The following is a 21,038-nucleotide window of genomic DNA, read 5'->3' on the forward strand; positions in this document are numbered from 1 at the left end:
CGAATCTTAAGGATTGGTGTTTGTAGTGGTGTTCGAATCGTTGTTGCTGTTTGCAACAGCTGCAGCAACACCAGCAACGGCGGCAACAGTGGCAACAGTAACAGCAACGCTAACGCCTGTAGCAACACCGGCAGCACCAGCACCAGCAGCAGCGCCAGCAGGAGCAGGGTTAGCAAACGATACGCCAGCCATAGCGCCCATGATTAAAACAGCGGCTAATTTCTTCATGAGTAATCCTCAGTAGTTGTAATTCTGTACCCGCCATACTTTACGGACTTGAAGCGCCGCAGTCAACGCGCGTTTTCTGAGCAAATGTCGGGTTTAGGGCTTCAATTTGCGCATTAATCTTGCACTTAATAATGCTTGAGCCAGCCCATATTGCACGTTAGAGCTTCAAGCGCCTTTGCTTAAAAAACGCACTCAGCATGGTGGATGCCTCATTCTCTAACACGCCACCTTGCCACTCAAAACGATGATTAAAATAACCGCTCTGCTCCGCATCCATCAGCGCCCGCGCACTTTTTAGCGCCCCCGCCTTCGGCTCACTCGCAGCAAACACCACCCGCCGCACCCGCGCATGCACCATCGCCCCCACGCACATCGTGCACGGCTCCAACGTCACATACAGCGTCGCGCCATCCAGCCGATAATTGCTCGTTTCACGCGCCGCCTGCCGAATCGCCTCAATCTCCGCATGCGCCGTAGGATCGTGGCTCTTGATCGGGCAATTATGCCCCCGCGCAATCACCCGCGCCGCCCACTCGGCTTCATCGCTGATTTGCGAGGCTTCGCTGATTGCTGTGGTCTCGGCGAACTCTGCCTCACTGACCTGAGCCTCTGCCTTAGAAGTCGCAAAAACTAGCACCGCCCCCACAGGCACCTCACCGAGCCCCGCCGCCTCTTCCGCCTGCGCTAACGCCATGCGCATGAAAAACTCGTCTTCACGCTGCTGACCTTTGGATTGCTGATCCTGACACTGCTGATTATGAGACTGCTGCGACACTTCATCACCTTTTGTGCTTACGTCTGCTTAGCTTTGCTGCAACAACATAGCAGCGCAAACGAAGTCTAATGACTTTGTTGCCACGCCGCACAGCCAAAGGCACACTAGCCTTCTAAATGTTGCGCAATCGAGGTCTCAAAATGGACGAGCCAAACAAATCTATTGCAGTAGAAGCATTACCAAAACAGCCTGATAGCACGAAGCGCCTCGGCTTTTTAATTGGTCACACTTCTGTTCCAGATGATTTTGACACCATGCATCAAAAGCCGATTGAAGAGCTATTTCAGCCCACTCAAAACCCACTCGCCACCTAATTTACCAATCCAACAACGGTCGCGATGACCGTGTATATGGCTTAACGATGGGCCTTGAGCGCCCAGAACGCATCCACTCCTCCAGACATTTGCCGTAATCATCTTTATCCGGATCGGCAATACTCGCCATAATTTCTTGCTGCTTAAAAAACGTCAACACCGCCCACAAAACCGCCATCGACGTGCCCGCATGACCATGCTCCAGCGCCGAAATCGTATTCCGATTAAACCCCGTCACCAGCGCAACCTCCCAAATCGCCAGATTTCGCCGAATGCGCGCAATCCGAAGCCGCCGCCCTAACGCCTCCATGGAGTAGTCATCCACCGCCGGATTTTCCACACTAAGATGGTTTGGTGATGGCTTCCGCTGTGGCGTTTTCTTCAGCGCTAACTGCTGCGTTCAGGATAATGCTGGCTTTTGCATGACTTGAGTTCGCTATGACAATGGGCTGCATAATCAAAGATAGACTCTCATTACCACTTTTGCTGAACACGGGTTGCCAGGATGATGCCTAAACCCGTCGCGGGGGATAGTGCTAAATAAAGTATTTTTCAAATGGCTAGTTTTATTAAGCGCTCCTCCCGCTGAATGCCTAATAAAACTAGCCATTTGAAAAAAGGAGAAAAACGGCATATCCCCCCCGGAGCCATCACGAACCCCGGCCCAAGCTATAGGCTTTAGTTTTTGCCAGACAACTTTGGAATGCCAACACGAATAGCCCGTGAAAACTCAATCTCGGCCGCTTCCGTCGCTCGATTAGCTACCGCACCAGCTTCGACACCAGCGTCAGCGCTGGCATCACCTTTTGCATCAGCAGCCGCTGCATCTGAAAGCGCAGCATTTACGCGGCGGCTAACATAACCCATGCGTTCAAGCGTGGCGAAGTCGTAGCGAGTATCAAGCCCGCCAAGGTCATAAACGTAATTGGGTAAATAACCCGAGGCGAGTAGACGATAATCCCAGGGCAGATCGCCGATGATGCGCTGCATCATGCCGAACACGATGGTGGTGCAGTTGGCGGTGAGCGTGTGGTAGAAGCGCGGAGTGGCGGCGAGCGTATTGGCCTCTTCTATATAGGCGAGAAATAGCGCGCGTCGGTCGGCGGCGTTGAGCTGGGTGCGAAATAGAAATACTTTTTCGTCACGCACTTTGCTGCGTACGCCAATGATGTCGCGCTCGTCGGCGGCCACGACACTGAGCTCGAAGCGTTTGAGAAAGCCGCCAATTTCAGAGAATTCTTCGCCTTTTTCTTTGCGAATTTCCACCGAAAAGACCACGTGACGACCATCATCGAAGCCGAATGACACGAGTGTGTGGGCAATGGCGGCAATGGTCCAATAGGACACGATGAGGTCAACTGAACTGAGTTGCGCGAGATCATAATGGCGGGTTTCCCAACGCTCATCGATGTCGGTTTCCGAGCGCCAAGTGAAGTTGCGCACATTGTGCAGCGTGACTAGTTCGGTGGCATCGCTAGCAACAGGCGCAGTAGAGCTTGTCTCGATAGTCGATCGTTTGCCTGAATGAGTCGCTAAGCTCAGCGAACCAGTGGTCATGCGCGCAACATCTGGCGCCCAATCGCGGTCATTTGATGGCGTGATGCTGCGCCACCACAGCGCTGCCGCCACGAGGATAATTGCTATTAACGAACAAGAGATAATGAGTGCGCGCACGTTGATGACCCTGATGAGTTCGTCAAAAAGCCGAGAGAATCAAACCAACCTTAACGCAAAAAACTCAAACTATTCCCATTCAATAGTCGCCGGCGGCTTGCTCGACACATCATAGGCCACACGGGAAATGCCGCTAATCTCATTGATGATGCGATTCGACACCTTCTCTAGCAGATCGTATGGCAGATGTGCCCAGCGTGCGGTCATAAAGTCGATGGTTTCAACAGCGCGCAAGGAAACAACCCAGGCGTAGCGGCGGGCATCGCCAACAACGCCGACAGATTTCACCGGCAAGAACACCACGAATGCTTGCGAAGTTTTCGTGTACCAGCCGAAGCGGCGCAGCTCCTCAATGAAGATGGCATCGGCTTCGCGCAGCAGGTCGGCATATTCTTTTTTCACTTCGCCGAGGATGCGCACGCCCAAGCCGGGGCCGGGGAATGGGTGGCGATAGACCATGTCTTCGGGCAGACCGAGGGCGACGCCGAGTTTGCGCACTTCATCTTTGAATAATTCGCGCAGCGGCTCCACCAGCTGCATGGCCATATGCTCAGGCAAACCGCCCACGTTGTGGTGGGATTTGATCACATGCGCTTTGCCGGTTTTGCTCGCGGCCGACTCGATCACGTCGGGATAAATCGTGCCTTGCGCCAGCCACTTCACTGGATGCTCTGGAGAGGTCGCCAGTTTGGTGGCTTCGCAATCGAAAATATCGATGAAGGTTTTGCCAATGACTTTGCGCTTAGCTTCGGGGTCAGAAACTCCGGCGAGGCCATTCAAAAATTCATCTTCGGCATCGACGCGAATGACTTTAATGCCCATGTTTTGCGCAAACATGGCCATGACTTGATCGCCTTCGTTTTTGCGCAATAAGCCGTTATCAACAAAGACACAGGTAAGCTGGTCGCCGATGGCTTTGTGCAGCAGCGCCGCGACTACAGATGAGTCGACGCCACCGGACAAGCCGAGTAAAACTTGGTCGTTGCCGACTTGAGCTTGTACGCGGGCAATCGCGTCTTCGGCGATATTTTCCGGCGTCCATAGCGATTGGGTTTGGCAAATATCATGGACAAAACGCTGCAGCAGCGCACCGCCCTGTGCCGTGTGCGTGACTTCAGGGTGAAATTGCAGGCCGTAAAAGTCGCGCGCTTCATCGGCCATGGCGGCGATGGGGCAGCTAGGCGTGGCAGCGGTAATGCGGAAGCCTGGAGCCAACTCGACCACTTTGTCGCCGTGCGACATCCAGACATCCAGTACTGAGTTGCCTGAGGCATCTACACGGTCGGCAAGCTTTCCAAATAAGGCATCACGGCTGGTGTCGGCGCTGTTATTGGCGGCTTGTGCGGCGTCTGGCACTACAGTGACTTCGGCGTAACCAAACTCATGCACCGGCGAGCTTTGCACTTCGCCGCCGAGTTGCTGCGCCATGGTTTGCATGCCGTAGCAAATACCTAATACCGGCACACCTAACGTAAAGACTAATTCAGGCGCACGTGGCGAACCTTCGACCGTGACCGTTTCCGGGCCGCCACTCAAGATGATGCCCTTCGGGTTGAATTCGCGAATTTCGTCGTCGCTCATATCGAACGCGCGCATCTCGCAATAGACACCAAGCTCGCGCACGCGGCGGGCAATGAGCTGGCTATATTGCGAGCCGAAATCGAGAATCAGCAGGCGGTGGGCGTGAATATCTTGAGTCATAGTTTTCATAAACGGTAATTCGGCGCTTCTTTGGTGATGGTGACGTCGTGCACATGCGATTCTTTCATGCCGGCGGCCGAAATCTTGATGAACTTTGGCTTGGTGCGCGCAGTGGCGATGTCGGCTGAGCCGGTATAGCCCATCGACGAGCGCAAGCCGCCCATCATTTGATGAATAATGCCGCTCATTGGGCCTTTATAAGCAACGCGACCTTCGATGCCTTCGGGTACCAATTTTTCTACGCCAGCAGAAGCATCTTGGAAGTAGCGATCGGCTGAGCCGCCGCCAGTTTGCGCCATGGCGCCGAGCGAACCCATGCCACGGTAAGCTTTGTAATAGCGGCCTTGGAATAACTCGACTTCGCCTGGCGCCTCTTCAGTGCCAGCCAGCAGTGAACCAACCATGATGCTGCTAGCGCCGGCGGCGATAGCTTTAGCGATGTCGCCAGAGTAGCGAATACCACCATCGGCAATCAGAGGGATTTCGTCATTAAGCGCGCGGGCGACGGAATCGATAGCCGAAATTTGCGGCACGCCGATGCCGGCGACGATGCGCGTGGTGCAAATCGAGCCGGGGCCGATACCCACTTTCACGGCATCTGCACCAGCCTCTAGCAAGGCTTTCGCCGCTTCGCCAGTGGCGATATTGCCGCCGATAACTTGCATATTTGGATACTTTTGCTTGATCCAGCGCACGCGCTCGATCACGCCGGCACTATGGCCATGGGCGGTGTCGACCACGATGACATCAACGCCAGCTTCGATCAGTGCTTCCACGCGAGCTGGTGTTTCGGCACCGGTGCCCACTGCTGCGCCAACGAGCAAGCGACCTTGATCGTCTTTACTGGCGCTAGGGAAGCGTTCAGATTTTTGGAAATCGTTGACGGTGATTAGGCCTTTGAGATGGAAGTCGTCGTCGATCACCAGCACTTTTTCGATGCGGTGCTCATGCAGCAACTCTTTAATGCGCTCATGCGACTCGCCTTCACGCACTGTCACCAGTTTTGCTTGCGGCGTCATGATGGCGGAGACTGGCAAGTCCATGCGCGTTTCGAAACGTAAATCGCGGCTAGTGACAATGCCCACAACTTCGTCGCCCTGCATGACCGGTACGCCGGAAATGCGATGCGCCTTGGTGATTTCGATGAGTTCACCGACCGTGGTTTTAGGGCTCACGGTAACTGGGTCTTGCACTACACCGGCTTCAAACTTCTTCACACGGCGCACTTCAGCGGCCTGCGCGGCGATATCCATGTTTTTGTGCAAAATGCCGATGCCACCTTCTTGCGCCATGGCAATTGCCATGCGTGCTTCGGTAACAGTGTCCATGGCAGCAGACACTAAGGGCATACTCAAGAATATTTTGCGAGTCAGGCGCGTCTTTAAACACACGTCTTTGGGCAATACGGTGGAGTAATCGGGCAGCAGCAACACATCATCAAATGTGAGCGCATCTAGGGCGATTTCGAGCATAGAGCTACTCCTTGGCGTGCCTGAGAACACAGGCCAGCGGATAAAGATAGCCGCACATTCTAGGCCTTTTTACGCTTTCCGTCAGTAGAAATCTTTAGCGATGATGATATGCGCGCGGGGTGATGGCCCTGAGTCGGACCTACGAGGCATGGATGCCACCCCGCGCAACTATCTGTGGCCTGTGGCAAAATCACAGACATGAATACACCAACCGTACTTTCGATCAGCCAACTCAATGGCAGCGTACGCGAACTCCTCGAGTTCAACTACGGCCGCGTTTGGCTGCGTGGCGAAATCTCCAATATGTCGGCGCCCAGCTCTGGCCATTTATATTTCACGCTAAAAGATGAGCACGCCCAAGTGCGCGCGGCGATGTTTCGTGGTGCACGTACGGCGGCAAAACTACAAACACCACCAAGCAACGGCCAACAAGTATTAGTGCGAGCCAAGGTCAGCCTGTATGCGCCGCGCGGTGACTATCAGCTCATTGTTGAGCACCTCGAAGATGCTGGTCGTGGTGCGCTGCAACAAGCCTTCGAGATGCTCAAGTCGCGCCTTGCTGCCGAAGGTCTATTTTCGCCCGAGCGCAAACGCGCCCTGCCCGCACACCCACGTGGCGTCGCGGTGCTTACCTCTCCTAGCGGCGCGGCCGTGCGCGATATTGTGCAGGTACTCAAACGCCGCGCACCAGGCCTAGCCGTGAGCATTTTGCCGGTGCCGGTACAAGGCACGGAAGCGCCAGCGGCTATCGTCACTGCCCTCACCCAACTGCAAGAATGGCTGGCCTCGCCACCTGAGAATCTACCGCCCATCGATGTGCTCATCGTGGCGCGTGGCGGTGGCTCACTCGAAGATCTTTGGGCTTTTAACGATGAAGCCGTGGTGCGAGCGCTCGCCGACATGCCCATCCCCGTGGTTAGCGGTGTTGGGCACGAAATCGATTTCACCATTGCCGATTTTGTTGTCGATGTGCGAGCGCCAACACCATCGGCAGCGGCTGAGTTAGTCAGTCAAGATCAGATGCAACTCGGCAGTGATATCACACAGTTGGCTCGCCGTAGTCATGCCGCCATGAGCCGCTTATTGCAGCTACAGCGCCAACGCCTACAGGCTGTGCGAGTGCGTTTGCGCAGCCCCGAGCGCTTGCTGCAAGACCAACGTCAACGCCTCGATACATTGGAACTGCGTCTGCAACGCCAGCTGCGTTTTATGCTTTCGCAACAGCGCCAGCAATTGCAGCGCATTGATGCTCGTCTGCATGCACAACATCCTGCGCGGCGCTTAGATGCTTACCGCGCCGCCATCGCGCAATGGCAGCAGCGTTTGCAAAACGCCACGCAGCGCCATTTGCAGCAACGCAGACAATGGCTACAACACCTCAGTCAGCGCGCACATTCGGTGAGCCCGCTGGCTGTACTCGGCCGTGGCTACGCATTAGTGAGCGATGATCAAGGTCAATTACTACGTTCGGTCAACGCGACAGCCGTCGATAGCGTCATTACCGCACGACTACACGATGGAGAAGTCAGCGCCCGAGTGCTGACTGTTAAGGAATCACCATGATGTTTTTTGCTTCACACACTGCCCGCCCCACACCCGCCAATGCGGAAATTGAACGCTTTAGCGATGTTCACGATCGCGAAGATCATCCTCGCGATGGCAAGCTTCATGCCCTGCGTTGGGCTTGTGGCGTACTCATTGGCTTGAGCGTATTTGTCGATTTTGTGCCATCTGCTTGGGCAGAAGAATCGCCAGCTGCTGCCGCAGCCAGCGCATCTAAACTTACTACCGCTACTCCAGCTAGCACCGTGAGCAATAAGACCGCTACCTCAGCTAATGCAGAATCCGATGCGGCGAACGCCGCCGCACCGTCGACTATTGAAAAGAACCCCGTCGCCAAACTGCCTCGCGTTGCTGCCATAAACGGCGGCCTCGTCGTACTCGACCTGAGCACGCTCACCACACCCGCTAGCGAAGGCCCGCTTTATTATCAAGGCAATCCAGTCTGGGTCGGCCGTTTAACTACCAATGGCCCACGCGTTGCCGTTATTGGTGCAGGCCTAGAAGCAACCGGCGTGCAAGCATTGACCGGCACACCCACTGGCGAAGCATTAATGAGTTTCACCGTGACTGCCGGTGACTATCCCGAACAGCGCCTGACAATTAAAGAAACTAAATACGTCCATCCAGACCCTGACCAACTCGCACGCTTTAGCCGTGAAGCCGCCGAGCAAAAAGCCGCCTATCGCGTGTTTACCACCTCAGTTCATGCCGATGCCCAATGGCCAAAGTTTCAATGGCCGATTACTGGTCGCTTAAGTAGCCCATTCGGCTTCAAGCGCTTCTTTAACGATGAACCACGCAACCCACATATGGGCATAGACATTGCCGCACCTAAAGGCGCAATTGCTCGCAGCCCAGCTGATGGTACGGTGGCACTTGTCGGCGATTACTTTTTCAATGGCCGCACCGCGATTATTGATCACGGCCAAGGCGTGTTCTCCATGCTCTGCCATTTCGACAAAGTCTTGGTGCAGGCTGGCCAAAAATTAAAAGCTGGCGACCCCGTAGGTAAAGTTGGCGCCACTGGCCGAGCTACTGGCCCGCATTTGCACTGGACCGTCAGCCTCAATGATCAGCGCATCGATCCCCGCCTACTGCTAGCCGAAGACAGCCCAGCGAAATAACCTTTCACGACACGCAGAAACAAAAATGGCCACATTACGTGGCCATTTTTATATGCATCAAACGATAGATTATTTGCGCTTTTTCGCAGCCTTTTTGTGCGTCTGCACAAAGCGACGGCGGCGCTCAGCTTGGCCATCGGTGAGCCTATTCACTCGATCTTTAAACGGGTTTTCACTGGTTTTGAACTCGATGCGCACGGGTGTGCCAGAGAGCTTCAAGATTTTACGGAAGATGTTTTCTAGATAGCGCTTATACACCGCCGGCACCGATTCAGTTTGGTTGCCGTGGATAATAAACAGCGGCGGATTGTGACCACCCATATGGCAATAGCGCAGCTTAATGCGGCGACCGCCCACCAATGGCGGCTGGTGTTGCTGCACCGCATCTTCAAGCAATGTGGTTAGGCGATTGGTCGGCACGCGAATCATAGCCGATTCATAAGCACGCTGAATCGATGGGTATAAATCACCGACTGCGGTGCCAAACTTGGCTGAAATCAGGTGGATTTTCACATAGGGAATAAAGTCAAAACGATGCTGCATGGCATTGCGTAAGGTCAGCTTTTCATACTCGGTCATGCCATCCCATTTGTTGATGGCAATCACCAGCGCGCGACCAGTTTCCAACACAAAACCGAGCAAGTTTAAGTCTTGATCAACGATGCTTTCATGGGCGTCCATGACCATGACGACTACGTTGGCATCTTTCACCGCTTGCAGCGTTTTGATCACCGAGAACTTTTCTACGGTCTCATCAACGCGACCACGGCGCCGCACACCGGCGGTGTCGATCAGCGTATAGCGCTGGCCTTGGCGCTCGAAGGGAATATAAATACTGTCGCGCGTAGTGCCAGGCATGTCATAAACCACCACACGCTCTTCACCCAATAAACGGTTAACCAGCGTCGATTTACCCACGTTCGGACGGCCAATGATGGCGATGCGAATGCCACCTTCTGGATCTTCCTCGAAGGGTTCATCTTCAGGGAATTCGGCCAGAATGCGTTCCATCATCAAGGTCACGCCACGACCGTGGCTGGCCGCAATAGCATGCGTCTCGCCAAGACCTAGGCGATGAAACTCTGCCATGCCGACTTCTTCTTGCAGGCCGTCGATCTTGTTAACAATGAGATGAATTGGCTTACCGCGCATGCGCAGTTGATCAGCAATCTGCACATCCGCTGGCATTAGGCCCGCGCGCGCATCAACCAAAAATAGAACGATGTCGGCTTCCATAATGGCTTGCTGCGATTGCTCAGCCATAGGCGCGTCAATGCCCAGATCGGACTCACCAATACCGCCAGTGTCGATGACGATAAAAGATTTGTTTTCGATGCAGGCGTCACCGTATTTACGGTCGCGAGTAAGCCCGGGCAAGTCGGCAACAAGAGCGTCGCGGCTTTTCGTGAGCTGGTTAAACAGGGTCGATTTGCCGACATTCGGACGCCCGACCAGGGCAATAACAGGTTTCATATTTAAGTCTTCACAAGGTCGGGCGCGGCGCGCTTAGGGTTTTACATCCCAAGCGCGGAGTTTGCCTTTCGTGGTTAAAGTAAGCAGTTGCGGGGCGTCAACCACCACGCTCATGAGCGGGTCTCTGGACGCACGCTCGCGGCCACGTGGTTTGCCATCCACCGGACTGAACAAATGCAGATAGCCATCACTGTCGCCAACAACGACTAGGCCACGCCAAATCACGGGGGACAAGAGTTTACGCCCTTTTAGGCCATCTTGCTTCCATACCAGCTCGCCGGTGATGCGATTTATCGCTGCCATAGTGCCATCGTTATCGACAGCATAAACATGGGCGCCATCAAGGCCAACACTTTGCGAGGTGGAAACGTTGATTTGCCAGCGGCGGCGCACGGCAACGGTATCGGTTGCTGTGAGCTGAGACTGGAAGCCGGCGGTGTAGAGCGTGCCGTTATTATCGAGCACGAGATCACCGTCGATGTCCATCAGGCGCTCAATTTCGCCACGGCCGCGCGAATTGGTAACGCGTGTTTGCCATATGGGCAAGCCAGATTTGAGGTCGAGCTGATACAAATCGCCTTGGCCGCTAACGGCATAGAGCTTGTCGCCGCTGACGATTGGCGCGGCATTACCACGCAATGACAGTGGCGGTACTGGCGTATCGAACTGCCAGCGGAGTTTGCCATCACTGATATTAAAAACTTGGATGCGGCCATCTAAGGTTTGCACGATGACATCTTTTTGTGTCAAACGCGGCAAGGACAATAATGCCGAGCCCAGCTTTGCGGTCCAAATGGTTGTGCCATCTTTGCTATTCAGCAGGAGCAAGTCGGACTGTTCGGTGCCTACCGCCAAGACATCATCGCCAAGGCCAACGCCACCGGTGATGCCAACGTCGAGGTCGCGCGTCCAACGCACGGAGCCAGATGCGCGCCCTACTGAGCGAATGATGCCATCGCGACTAGCGGCATAAACTGCCGGCGCTTTCACGGCTGGCTCAAGTTGAACCACTTCGCCATCGTTGCCGTCGCCGACATTGACTGACCAACGGTCATCGAGCGTGACGGAGTTGCTGGGTAGCTCAGGAAGCGGCGCGACACCTTCGCGTGAAGGGTTGCTGCTGCAGGCTGCCAGTAGCAAACAGGTGGCTGGCAAGCCAAGACCAACGATACGCCGCATCATCTTAATGCTCCAAATCGGTGGCGGTGCGTGCGGCTGGCTCTAGACCAACATCAGCAAGCTTAAGCTCAAGTAAAGGGCGAGATTCATCACGTGCAGCAAGCGCGGCATCGGCGGCTTGATAAGCAGCTTTAGCATCTTCCACTTTATTTTGCTGCATAAATATATCGCCGCGGATTTCATTGACGACCGGTGCCAACGAAGCCTCTTTGATCTCACTCAGTGTGCTCAGAGCATCGGCGAAATCGCCTTTAGCGGCCTGCACTCGTGCCAAGCGTGACTGTGCCAAGGCAACTTCTGTGTTATCGCTGCTATCAGCAATCACACCCTTCAGCAGAGTAATAGCCTTCGGTAAGTCATTCGCCTCAACAGCGACTTTCGCCAGCAGTAACGCGGCATCTTGCGCATAAGGTGTGCGGCTATAGTCTTTCATGAGCTGATCGCCGAGGCGCTGCACTTCCGCCAAGATATCTTTATCGTTGGGGTTGGTGCTCAGGCGCTGCACGTCAATTTGCATTTGCTGTTGCAAGCTTTGTGCTTGCGTGGCGGCCTCGACGCTAGTGGTTTGCCAATAGCGCCAGCCAGCAAAACTGAATAGGCCAACGGCGACAGCAAACATCAACGCAGTGCCATTTTTTTGCCACCAGTTTTTTAAATTTTCAACGACTTCATCATCTTCGTAAGCCACACCAGTTCCCTCGTTTATTGCGCGCTGATTAACAGTGCGTCACGCACCACACCGATAGCCTCGGCTTGGGTACAGGTTAATTGTTCTCGTTGTTCTCGCAGCCACTTCACCGCCACGGTGCCGCTAGCAATTTCACTTTCGCCCAGTACAAGTGCCACGCTGGCACCCGACTTATCGGCTTTGCGAAACTGTGATTTTACGCTGCCACCGCCGCAGTTATACACGATTCGTGCATCCGGTAGGGCATTGTGCAGTTGCTCGGCTAACACGGTGGCGGCGACACTGCTGCCCTCACCCAAGCCAATGACAAAGACGTCGGCATCGCGCTCAGCTGTGCTTGGCAGCAATGCATCTAGCAGCAATACCAAGCGCTCCAAGCCCATGGCGCAGCCGACGGCTGGCGTTGCTTGGCCGCCAAGCTGCTCAACCAAGCCATCATAGCGACCGCCAGCACAGACAGTGCCTTGCGCGCCAAGTGCGGTGGTAACCCACTCAAATACGGTCTTGTTGTAATAGTCTAAGCCGCGCACCAAGTTTGGGTTGATGCGATAGCTAACGCCGCAGGCATCTAAATGCGCGCAGAGCTGTGCAAAGTGCGCTTTCGAAACGTCATCTAAGTAGTCGGCAAGCTTAGGTGCATCTTTCAAGATGGCTTGGGTGTTTACGTCTTTGCTATCGAGGATACGCAGCGGATTTGTGGTTAAACGACGCTGCGAGTCATCATCGAGTTGAGTTCGAAACTGCTCTAGGTATTTTACCAAGGCTTGGCGAAATGCAGCACGTGCTTCTAGCTCGCCTAAGCTATTGAGCTCTAGCGTGACCGCATCGCTAATGCCTAGCTCACGCCATAAGCGCGCGGTCATTAGGATGAGCTCGGCGTCCATGTCGGCACCAGCTTGGCCAAAGGTTTCGATGCCAAACTGATGAAACTGGCGGTAGCGACCCTTTTGTGGCCGCTCGTAGCGAAACATCGGGCCGGCATACCAGAGCTTGGGGCTTTGATTGTGCGTGAGGCCGTGCTCTAGGCAGGCGCGCACGCAGCCGGCAGTGCCTTCTGGTCGCAAGGTGATGGACTCACCGCTGCGGTCTTCGAAGCAGTACATTTCTTTTTCGACAATGTCGGTGACTTCACCAATCGCGCGTTTAAACAACGATGTGGGCTCGACGACTGGCAGGCGAATCTCGCGATAGCCATAGCGCTGCATCAAGGTGCGCAGTGTGGTTTCCAGTTGCTGCCAGCGCGGCGTAGCCTCGGGCAAAATATCATTCATGCCACGGATGGCAGATAAGCGACTCATCAGTAGTTCTCTTTTGGGCTGCTTAGTCAGCGGCCGTTTTCACAATTAATTTAGCATCTTGCGCGGTTTTTTCTTTCACGCGCTCACGCACCATGGCTTCGATTTCATTGACTAGGTTATTAGTGTCGATGAGATGGCTTTTTTCGCCATTGCGATACACCAAGCTTTTTGGTGCCGCGCCGACCACGCCAATGTCGGCCTCTTTGGCCTCGCCTGGGCCATTCACTTTGCAGCCAATAACCGAGACATCCATGGGCACGCGCACATCTTCGAGGCGCGCCTCAAGAGCGTTCATGACACGGATAACATCGAATTCTTGGCGCGAACAGCTGGGGCAGGCAATGAAATTAATGCCGTTTGAGCGAATGCCGAGTGACTTCAAAATATCGAAGCCGACTTTGACTTCATCTTCTGGTTCGGCAGCGAGGGAAACACGCAAAGTGTCGCCAATGCCTTCAAGCAAAAGCCCGCCCATCGCCACCGCCGATTTCACGGTGCCGGAGCGAAACACGCCGGCTTCGGTCACGCCTAAATGCAGCGGATTATCGATTTGCGCCGACAGCAGGCGATAAGCATCAAGCGTTAAAAACACATTGGATGCTTTCACGCTAACTTTGAATTCGTGGAAGTTTAGACGGTCAAGAATATCGATGTGGCGCATGGCCGATTCAAGCAAGGCCGCGCCAGTGGGTTCGCCATACTTTTTCTGAATGTCTTTTTCCAGCGAGCCAGCATTGACGCCGATGCGGATCGAAATGCCATGATGGCGCGCGGCGGCAACGACTTCGCGAACTTTGTCATCAGAGCCGATATTGCCGGGGTTGATGCGCAAGCAATCGGCACCGTAGTCGGCCACGGCCAGCGCTATCTTGTGGTCAAAATGGATGTCGGCAACCAGCGGCACGTCGACTTGTTGGCGAATTAAGCCAAAGGCTTTCGCGGCTTCCATGGTCGGTACTGACACGCGCACAATATCGGCGCCGGCGTCGGCGCAGCGCTGAATCTGCGCCACGGTGGCGGCAACATCGCAGGTTTCGGTGTTGGTCATGGTTTGCACAGTGATCGGCGCATCACCGCCCACAAAGACATTGCCGACGCGAATTTTGCGGGTCAGACGGCGCTTAATGGGTGACTCGTGCATGCTCATGGCTACCTCGTTATACGACTGGTTTAGCGGCCGAGACGGAAACTGGCGATCTCACCACGTGTGTACGGTTTCAAGTTTATAGGCGTGCCATTGCGGCTCATCTGCGTATCGCGGACGCTGCCGATATTAATCGCAAATGGTGGCTGGCCGGTGACAGTAACCGACTGGCCCGCGTTTTTTAGGCCATACACCAGCTCTTGACCGGTGGAATCACGAACACTGATCCACGACTTACCGGTGAAATTAAAGCTCAGGGTATCGCTACGTGGCGGCACTGGCGCAGCTGCTTCTGCCGGAGCAGCTGGCAAGCTCACCACGGGAATAGTTGTGGTCGGCGCGGCGGTGTTTGCCGCTGCAGGGCTTGGCGTGGGGGCAATGACTGGTGTCGTTGCAGGTGCCACAGGCTTAGCTGCTGGCGCTGGCGTAGTGGCAGGGGCTGCGGCTGATGTTGCAGGTGCTGTGGCAACTGTTGAGGCATCAGGTGTTGAAGCCGCTGCTGGATTCACTGTGCCAGCTGCAGTCACCGGCGCATTGCTTAATGACCCAGCGCTTACACCTGTAGAGGCCGGTGACCCAAGGACCGTGGCCGGCGTTGGTGCAACCGCGGCATTTAAATCGATGGTTTCGCTAGTTTCTTGTGCTGGGCTAACAGTCGTCGAGTCATTCCAAAACAAGCTGCCGAGCAATAAAGCCAACAGCAATAAAACGGAGCCCCACGACAGCAAGGTCGCCAAAGGAAACTGGCGGGCCGTGCGCGTGAAAAAGGTGCGACGACTGGATGCTGAACTGCTATATGCCGCAGGCTTATGCGTGACCCGAGGCTTTTCATCGGCCACCAATGCTGCAGCTGCCGTACGAGCCTGCCAAATAACATCAAATTCGGCTACTAATGCATCGGCAGATACGCCTACGATCCCGGCATAACGACGTAAATATCCGCGCACAAATGTGGTGCCTGGCAAGGTGTCGTAGTCGTCGGCCTCAAGCGCTTTTAAGTAGCGCGAGGTCAGCAAGGTCTCTTTCGCGACTTGCTCCAAGCTCATGCCTTTGCCTTCGCGCGCCACGCGTAATTTTGCGCCAGGACTCAGCGAGTCTGACTTGGCTGTAGCGGCGACTTGCGCTTCCGTAGCTTCTGGTACGGGCACTTCCTGCGCCTGTTTGGATTCGTCGGCAGTGCTCACGGCATCATCCTCAATCTATCGAACGTGTTGTTATTATTTGGGCATCACGGGTACTGGCTTGCCAGCGCTCCGCGCGACGTGTGCGATCTTTCACCTGCCCCACCAATTGGCCGCAAGCGGCGTCGATATCATCACCACGAGTGGCACGAATGGTGGTGGTAAATCCGGCGCGAATCAATGTGTTTTGAAACGCTAAAATGCGCTCGCGCGGCGAACACAGGTAGGGCGTGTGCGGAAACGGGTTAAACGGAATTAAGTTGATCTTGCTCGGCACATCTTTCAGCAGTGCAGCGAGCTGACGCGCATGTTCAGGCTGGTCATTCACACCATCGAGCATGACGTATTCCATGGTGACTTTGCGGCGACCAATTTCTTTGCCTTGATGATGCAATAGCCAGCGCTTACAGGCAGCCATTAACTCAGCCAAGGGGTATTTTTTATTGATCGGCACCAGCTCATTGCGCAGCGCATCATTAGGCGCGTGCAGTGATACCGCCAATGCGACATCCATGGTTTGCGTTAGCTTGTCGAGCATGGGCACCACGCCCGAGGTCGACAGCGTAACGCGGCGTTTCGACAGGCCATAAGCAAAGTCGTCGAGCATGATGCTCATCGCGGGCATCACCGCATCGAGATTGAGCAAGGGCTCGCCCATGCCCATCATCACCACATTGGTGAGTGCGCGGGTACGAGTAAGTTCGCCATCGGCATTGCGGCCAGTGAACTCGCCTTCATCTAAATATGAGCGGTTAGCTATCCAGACTTGGCCAATGATTTCTGCAGCGGATAAGTCGCGCATGAAGCCTTGTTTGCCAGTCGAACAAAAGCTGCAATCGAGCGCGCAGCCGACTTGCGAAGACACACATAAAGTTTTGCGATCGCCATCAGGAATGAGTACGGCTTCGACCATGGCATTGTCGCCAACCTTGATGATCCACTTGCGTGTGCCATCGGCGGAAAAATGCTTGTAGGTGACTTCCGGTGGGCGTACTTCAGCGTACTGTTCGAGCTTAACGCGCAGTGTTTTCGCCAGATTAGTCATCTCGGCAAAGTCACTGACGCCCTGCTGATGTATCCATTTCATGACTTGACCGGCACGAAATTTTTTCTCGCCAATGGTGGCGAAATAGTCTTCCATTTCTTGGCGGCTCAAGCCCAGCAAATTTTGCTTGGCAGGGGTATCAGTCATATCATTCTCGACGGGTTGCTACACCAATTATGTCGTTACTCAAGGCTCAGGAAATCATAAACCTTGGTGTGCGAAGGCCGCGGCATCGAAATGCTGCGGCCTATCACGGCGACGTTTAGCTTCGAAAGCTGTGTCGCATGCGCAGCTCATGGACTGTATCAGAACATGAGCTTTCACACCTTAGCGGGTGCGGGCAAAAACTTCTAATTCACTGAAGAAATAGCCAATTTCGCGAGCAGCCGACGTAGTTGAGTCGGAGCCGTGAGCGGCGTTTTCATCGATGCTAACAGCGAAGTCAGCGCGGATAGTGCCTGGCGCTGCATCTTTAGGGTTAGTTGCACCCAGAATGTCACGGTGAGCCAATACAGCGTTTTCGCCTTCTAAGGCGCTAACAACTACTGGACCGGAAGTCATGAAAGCGACCAAGTCTTTGAAGAAGCCGCGTTCGCGGTGCTCAGCGTAGAAGCCTTCAGCTTCGGCTTGCGACAGGTGCTTCATTTTAGTAGCAACAATAACCAAGCCAGCAGCTTCAAAGCGGCTGAAAATAGCACCAATAGCGTTTTTACCAACAGCATCGGGTTTAACAATAGACAGGGTACGTTCGATCGCCATGAGGCACTCCAAAAAAATTAGTCTGCGCTGGCCCAGTGCCAGTCAATGGGCGCAAATTATACGCGCTTAAACTTCGTCTATCCACGCCATTTGAATAGCTTCTAAGACTTTTTCGCCACAATGCGCGGGGTCGTCATTGAACTCAGGCAGCGCCATTACCCATTCCCGTAAGTCGGTAAAACGCACGGTAAGCGGGTCAATATTAGGGTGCGCATCGCACATAGCAATGGCGATTTCTAGCGTATCAGTCCATTTTAATGACATAACGACCTCAGTGTTTTTCTGATGCGTGGTTGAGTGTGTAGCGCGGGATTTCGACGACTAAATCTTCGTTCGCCACTCTTGCCTGACATGACAGGCGCGATTCAGCCTCTAAACCCCAGGCTTTATCGAGCAAGTCTTCTTCCAATTCGTCGAGCTCGCCGAGCGAATTAAAACCTTCGCGTACCACTACGTGACAGGTCGTGCAGGCACAGGACTTTTCGCAGGCATGCTCAATTTCTATGCCATGGCGCAAGGCCGCGTCGCAGACAGTTTCGCCAACATTTGCTTCGATCACTGCGCCATCAGGGCAGACCTCGTGATGCGGCAAAATAATGATCTGCGGCATGTTATTTCTCCTCGAGCTGAGTCAGGGTTTTGCCGGTAAAGGCCGATTGTATGCCAGCGTCCATGCGCCGGGCGGCAAAGGCTTCGCTGGCTGCATTGAGCGCTTCTGCGGCGGCAGTAATGGCCGCGCTATCATCGCCACTAGCTAATGTTTTGAGTGCGCCGACTTGCTCATTGAGTAGCTGCAACTCTGCGCTATCGAGCAAATGGCTGTCTTTCGCTAGCGCTGCCTCGATGGCTAACCACAAGCGTTCAGCTTCGGCTTTGGCCTCATGCAAACTGCGCGCGTGCATGTCATCGCTGGCGTGCGCTTGCGACTCTTTGAGCAGGCGCAAAATATCGTCGTCCGCCAAGCCCCATGAAGGCTTCACCACAATATCGGCGCGCACACCGGAAGTGGTTTCCATGGCGCTAACGCTGAGCAGGCCATCGGCATCGACTTGAAAGGTCACCACAATGCGCGCAGCACCAGCAACCATCGGCGGAATGCCGCGTAATTCAAATCTCGTCAATGAGCGGCAATCGGCCACTAGCTCGCGCTCACCTTGCAGCACGTGCAGGCTCATCGCGGTTTGACCATCCTTGAAAGTGGTGAATTCTTGCCCGCGCGTGACCGGAATCGGCGTGTTGCGCGGCACAATTTTTTCCACCAAACCGCCATAGGTTTCTAAACCTAAAGACAGCGGGATGACATCGAGCAATAACAAGTCGCTATCGGGCTTATTACCGACTAAGACATCGGCCTGAACAGCTGCGCCAATAGCGACGACTTGATCGGGATCGAGATGCGCTAGTGCTGGCTTACCGAAAAATGTACCAACACGTTCGCGCACCAAAGGCACACGCGTTGAGCCACCAACCAATACCGCTTCGCTTAAATCAGCGGGCTTTAAACCAGCATCACGCAGGGCGCGACGACAGGCTTTCAGCGTACGATCGACCAGTGGCATGATCAGCGCTTCGAAAGCTTCGCGCGTGAGTGTGCCCTGCCAATCGGCAGGCGCACCACCGGTGCCTTCGCTGATGTTCAGCGTTACCGATTGACGCTCGGTAAGCGCCTCTTTAACTTTACGCGCAGTGGTTAGCAAACGCCGCTGTGCATCGGCATCGGGCTGAGTAATCTGAGCTTGCTGCATCAACCAAGTCGCGATGACATGATCGAAGTCATCGCCGCCGAGGGCTGAATCACCACCGGTTGAGAGTACTTCAAACACGCCTTTATGCAGACGCAAAATAGAAATATCGAAGGTGCCGCCGCCAAGATCATAGATGGCGTGTACGCCTTCAGCTTCACGATCTAAGCCATAAGCCACCGCAGCTGCAGTTGGCTCATTCAACAAGCGCAACACATTCAGGCCAGCCACACGGGCGGCATCTTTAGTGGCTTGGCGTTGCGACTCATCAAAATACGCCGGCACGGTAATCACTGCGCCCGCCAGCTCGCCGCCCATAACGACTTCGGCGCGTATGCGTAGCGCTTTCAAAATCTCGCTGGATGCTTCCACCGGACTACGTTCACCGGCGGCGGTTTGAAAATACGGCACGCCATTGTCATGAGTGACGATGTTGTATGGCAGCTGGTCGCCCAAAGCTTGAGCGGCATCGGCACCACGACCCATAAAGCGCTTTACCGACGCCAGTGTATTAATGGCGTCATGACCACCACGCTCGCGCGCAGCCTCGCCGACTGTCACCGCACCATCGGCAGAGTAATGCACGACAGATGGCAGCAACACTTGCCCAGTGGCATCGGGCAATACGCGAGGCAAGCCACTTTGCACAGTGGCAACTAATGAATGTGTAGTGCCTAGATCAATGCCGACCGCCAAACGATGCTGATGCGGGGCCTGGGCTTGACCGGGTTCGGCGATTTGTAACAAAGCCATTAATACAGATCCTGTTCGTCTTCTAGGCGCTCAATATGGCGATCGATCTCGCTCAGCAAGCGCTGCATGAATTGCATTTTACGCACGGTATCTTGTGCCTCTGACCAGTCTGGCTCGGCATAATCGATGGCAAATTCGCGCTGTAAACTCGCCTGCCATTGCCCAACTTCATCGCGCAGACCTTCTAAGCCTTCAATGCTGTCGGCTTCGTCGAGCTGTTCGCGAAGATCCATTTGCGCCATGAGAAAGTCAGTGTCGGAAACCGTCGTGCTTTCGTTGTCGATGCCGAAGCCTGCAAGCTCGAGCAGATAGCGCGCACGACGCACAGGGTCGCGCAGCGTGTCATGAGCAGAATTGATGCGCGATGACATCAGCACGGCCTGCTGCTGAGCTTGCTCATCGTGGCTAAAGCGATCGGGATGGTATTGCTGCTGCAACTGACGCCATACAGGGCTTAAGGCCTGCGCGTCGAGACCATAAGCCACCGGCAAACCAAATAAGGCAAAGTAGTTTTCACTGCTATCCACACGCGACTCCGGAAACGGGCTCATGGGCCAAACCGCGGCTTACACCGTAAACGATTCGCCGCAGCCGCATTCGCCCTTTTGATTGGGGTTGGTGAACTTAAAGCCTTCGTTGAGGCCTTCTTTGACGAAATCCATTTGCGTGCCGTCTAGGTAGGCCAAGCTTTTCGGATCGACAATGACTTTGATGCCATGCGACTCAAAAACTTGATCTTCTGGAGCAATGCTGTCGACAAACTCGAGCACATAAGCCAAGCCAGAGCAGCCCGAGGTTTTAATGCCCACGCGCACGCCCTCGCCTTTGCTGCGGCCGGCTAGGCAAGCGGCAATATGACGTGCGGCGGGTTCGCTGAGACTAATGGCCATGGACTAACTCCTCGTAGCTATTTGTGTCTGTATGA

21 protein-coding genes and 1 pseudogene are annotated in these 21,038 nt (G+C 54.6%); 3 read left to right on the plus strand and 19 right to left on the minus strand.

Features of this window, described 5'->3' with window-relative positions:
- Positions 1-6 precede the first annotated feature (6 nt).
- Together ACFQ0F_RS06550 and ACFQ0F_RS06555 are read right to left on the minus strand one after the other, a co-directional pair.
- Positions 7-228: a hypothetical protein gene (locus ACFQ0F_RS06550; protein ID WP_379070402.1), complete on the minus strand. Its 222-nt coding sequence runs from the start codon at positions 226-228 to the stop codon at positions 7-9.
- A 157-nt stretch (positions 229-385) separates the two neighbouring features.
- Positions 386-928, minus strand: coding sequence for a nucleoside deaminase (locus ACFQ0F_RS06555; RefSeq protein WP_379072125.1), 543 nt, complete (start codon positions 926-928; stop codon positions 386-388).
- Between the two features lie 215 nt (positions 929-1,143).
- Here ACFQ0F_RS06555 and ACFQ0F_RS06560 point away from each other — a divergent pair, with 215 nt between their 5' ends.
- On the plus strand, positions 1,144-1,317 hold the full coding sequence (locus tag ACFQ0F_RS06560) for a hypothetical protein (protein WP_379070405.1): 174 nt from the start codon (positions 1,144-1,146) through the stop codon (positions 1,315-1,317).
- A gap of 1 nt (position 1,318) precedes the next feature.
- Here ACFQ0F_RS06560 and ACFQ0F_RS06565 read toward each other — a convergent pair whose 3' ends face one another.
- The 4 genes from ACFQ0F_RS06565 to guaB form a co-directional block, all read right to left on the minus strand.
- Positions 1,319-1,642, minus strand: coding sequence for a hypothetical protein (locus ACFQ0F_RS06565; protein ID WP_379070408.1), 324 nt, complete (start codon positions 1,640-1,642; stop codon positions 1,319-1,321).
- Between the two features lie 353 nt (positions 1,643-1,995).
- Complete coding sequence (locus ACFQ0F_RS06570; protein WP_379070411.1) at positions 1,996-2,991, minus strand: Lnb N-terminal periplasmic domain-containing protein; 996 nt, start codon at positions 2,989-2,991, stop codon at positions 1,996-1,998.
- A gap of 69 nt (positions 2,992-3,060) precedes the next feature.
- Entirely contained in the window at positions 3,061-4,701 is a 1,641-nt protein-coding gene (guaA, locus tag ACFQ0F_RS06575) for a glutamine-hydrolyzing GMP synthase (protein WP_379070414.1), read from the minus strand.
- A complete protein-coding gene (gene guaB / locus ACFQ0F_RS06580; RefSeq protein ID WP_340674898.1) occupies positions 4,698-6,164 on the minus strand; it encodes an IMP dehydrogenase in 1,467 nt (488 codons plus the stop codon). Before guaB ends, guaA begins: the two co-directional genes overlap by 4 nt.
- 198 nt (positions 6,165-6,362) lie before the next feature.
- Between guaB and xseA the strand changes: the two genes are divergently transcribed.
- Positions 6,363-7,727, plus strand: coding sequence for an exodeoxyribonuclease VII large subunit (gene xseA, locus ACFQ0F_RS06585; RefSeq protein WP_379070417.1), 1,365 nt, complete (start codon positions 6,363-6,365; stop codon positions 7,725-7,727).
- Positions 7,724-8,851: a M23 family metallopeptidase gene (locus ACFQ0F_RS06590; protein ID WP_340674896.1), complete on the plus strand. Its 1,128-nt coding sequence runs from the start codon at positions 7,724-7,726 to the stop codon at positions 8,849-8,851. The genes xseA and ACFQ0F_RS06590 overlap by 4 nt, the downstream gene beginning before the upstream one ends.
- Positions 8,852-8,920: 69 nt before the next feature.
- Here the strand turns inward: ACFQ0F_RS06590 and der are convergent, their stop codons facing one another.
- The 13 genes and pseudogenes from der to iscA form a co-directional block, all read right to left on the minus strand.
- Entirely contained in the window at positions 8,921-10,324 is a 1,404-nt protein-coding gene (gene der / locus ACFQ0F_RS06595; RefSeq protein WP_340674895.1) for a ribosome biogenesis GTPase Der, read from the minus strand.
- 33 nt (positions 10,325-10,357) lie between these two features.
- Entirely contained in the window at positions 10,358-11,506 is a 1,149-nt protein-coding gene (gene bamB, locus ACFQ0F_RS06600) for an outer membrane protein assembly factor BamB (RefSeq protein WP_340674894.1), read from the minus strand.
- A gap of 1 nt (position 11,507) precedes the next feature.
- Positions 11,508-12,191 carry a YfgM family protein gene (locus tag ACFQ0F_RS06605; RefSeq protein ID WP_379070422.1) on the minus strand — a complete coding sequence of 228 codons (684 nt, stop codon included), beginning with the start codon at positions 12,189-12,191 and terminating at the stop codon, positions 11,508-11,510.
- A 14-nt stretch (positions 12,192-12,205) separates the two neighbouring features.
- On the minus strand, positions 12,206-13,489 hold the full coding sequence (gene hisS, locus ACFQ0F_RS06610) for a histidine--tRNA ligase (RefSeq protein ID WP_340674892.1): 1,284 nt from the start codon (positions 13,487-13,489) through the stop codon (positions 12,206-12,208).
- A 22-nt stretch (positions 13,490-13,511) separates the two neighbouring features.
- Positions 13,512-14,630: a flavodoxin-dependent (E)-4-hydroxy-3-methylbut-2-enyl-diphosphate synthase gene (ispG, locus tag ACFQ0F_RS06615; RefSeq protein ID WP_340674902.1), complete on the minus strand. Its 1,119-nt coding sequence runs from the start codon at positions 14,628-14,630 to the stop codon at positions 13,512-13,514.
- Positions 14,631-14,659: 29 nt separating this feature from the next.
- Positions 14,660-15,817, minus strand: a complete 1,158-nt coding sequence (locus ACFQ0F_RS06620) for a helix-turn-helix domain-containing protein (protein ID WP_379070425.1) — start codon at positions 15,815-15,817, stop codon at positions 14,660-14,662.
- 10 nt (positions 15,818-15,827) lie between these two features.
- Positions 15,828-16,988, minus strand: a pseudogene (gene rlmN / locus ACFQ0F_RS06625) (23S rRNA (adenine(2503)-C(2))-methyltransferase RlmN); the annotation flags it as partial.
- Between the two features lie 198 nt (positions 16,989-17,186).
- Complete coding sequence (ndk, locus tag ACFQ0F_RS06630) at positions 17,187-17,618, minus strand: nucleoside-diphosphate kinase (protein ID WP_340674890.1); 432 nt, start codon at positions 17,616-17,618, stop codon at positions 17,187-17,189.
- Positions 17,619-17,684: 66 nt separating this feature from the next.
- Positions 17,685-17,882: a Fe-S cluster assembly protein IscX gene (gene iscX, locus ACFQ0F_RS06635; protein ID WP_379070428.1), complete on the minus strand. Its 198-nt coding sequence runs from the start codon at positions 17,880-17,882 to the stop codon at positions 17,685-17,687.
- Between the two features lie 7 nt (positions 17,883-17,889).
- Entirely contained in the window at positions 17,890-18,228 is a 339-nt protein-coding gene (fdx, locus tag ACFQ0F_RS06640) for an ISC system 2Fe-2S type ferredoxin (protein ID WP_340674888.1), read from the minus strand.
- 1 nt (position 18,229) lies between these two features.
- Positions 18,230-20,113, minus strand: a complete 1,884-nt coding sequence (gene hscA, locus ACFQ0F_RS06645; RefSeq protein WP_379070431.1) for a Fe-S protein assembly chaperone HscA — start codon at positions 20,111-20,113, stop codon at positions 18,230-18,232.
- Positions 20,113-20,664, minus strand: coding sequence for a Fe-S protein assembly co-chaperone HscB (gene hscB, locus ACFQ0F_RS06650; RefSeq protein ID WP_340674886.1), 552 nt, complete (start codon positions 20,662-20,664; stop codon positions 20,113-20,115). Before hscB ends, hscA begins: the two co-directional genes overlap by 1 nt.
- Positions 20,665-20,679: 15 nt before the next feature.
- Positions 20,680-21,003 carry an iron-sulfur cluster assembly protein IscA gene (iscA, locus tag ACFQ0F_RS06655; protein WP_340674885.1) on the minus strand — a complete coding sequence of 108 codons (324 nt, stop codon included), beginning with the start codon at positions 21,001-21,003 and terminating at the stop codon, positions 20,680-20,682.
- Between the last annotated feature and the right edge of the window lie 35 nt (positions 21,004-21,038).

Origin of the sequence: Paraperlucidibaca wandonensis (genome assembly GCF_042677145.1) — a bacterium.
GTDB classification, from domain to species: domain Bacteria; phylum Pseudomonadota; class Gammaproteobacteria; order Pseudomonadales; family Moraxellaceae; genus Perlucidibaca; species Perlucidibaca wandonensis.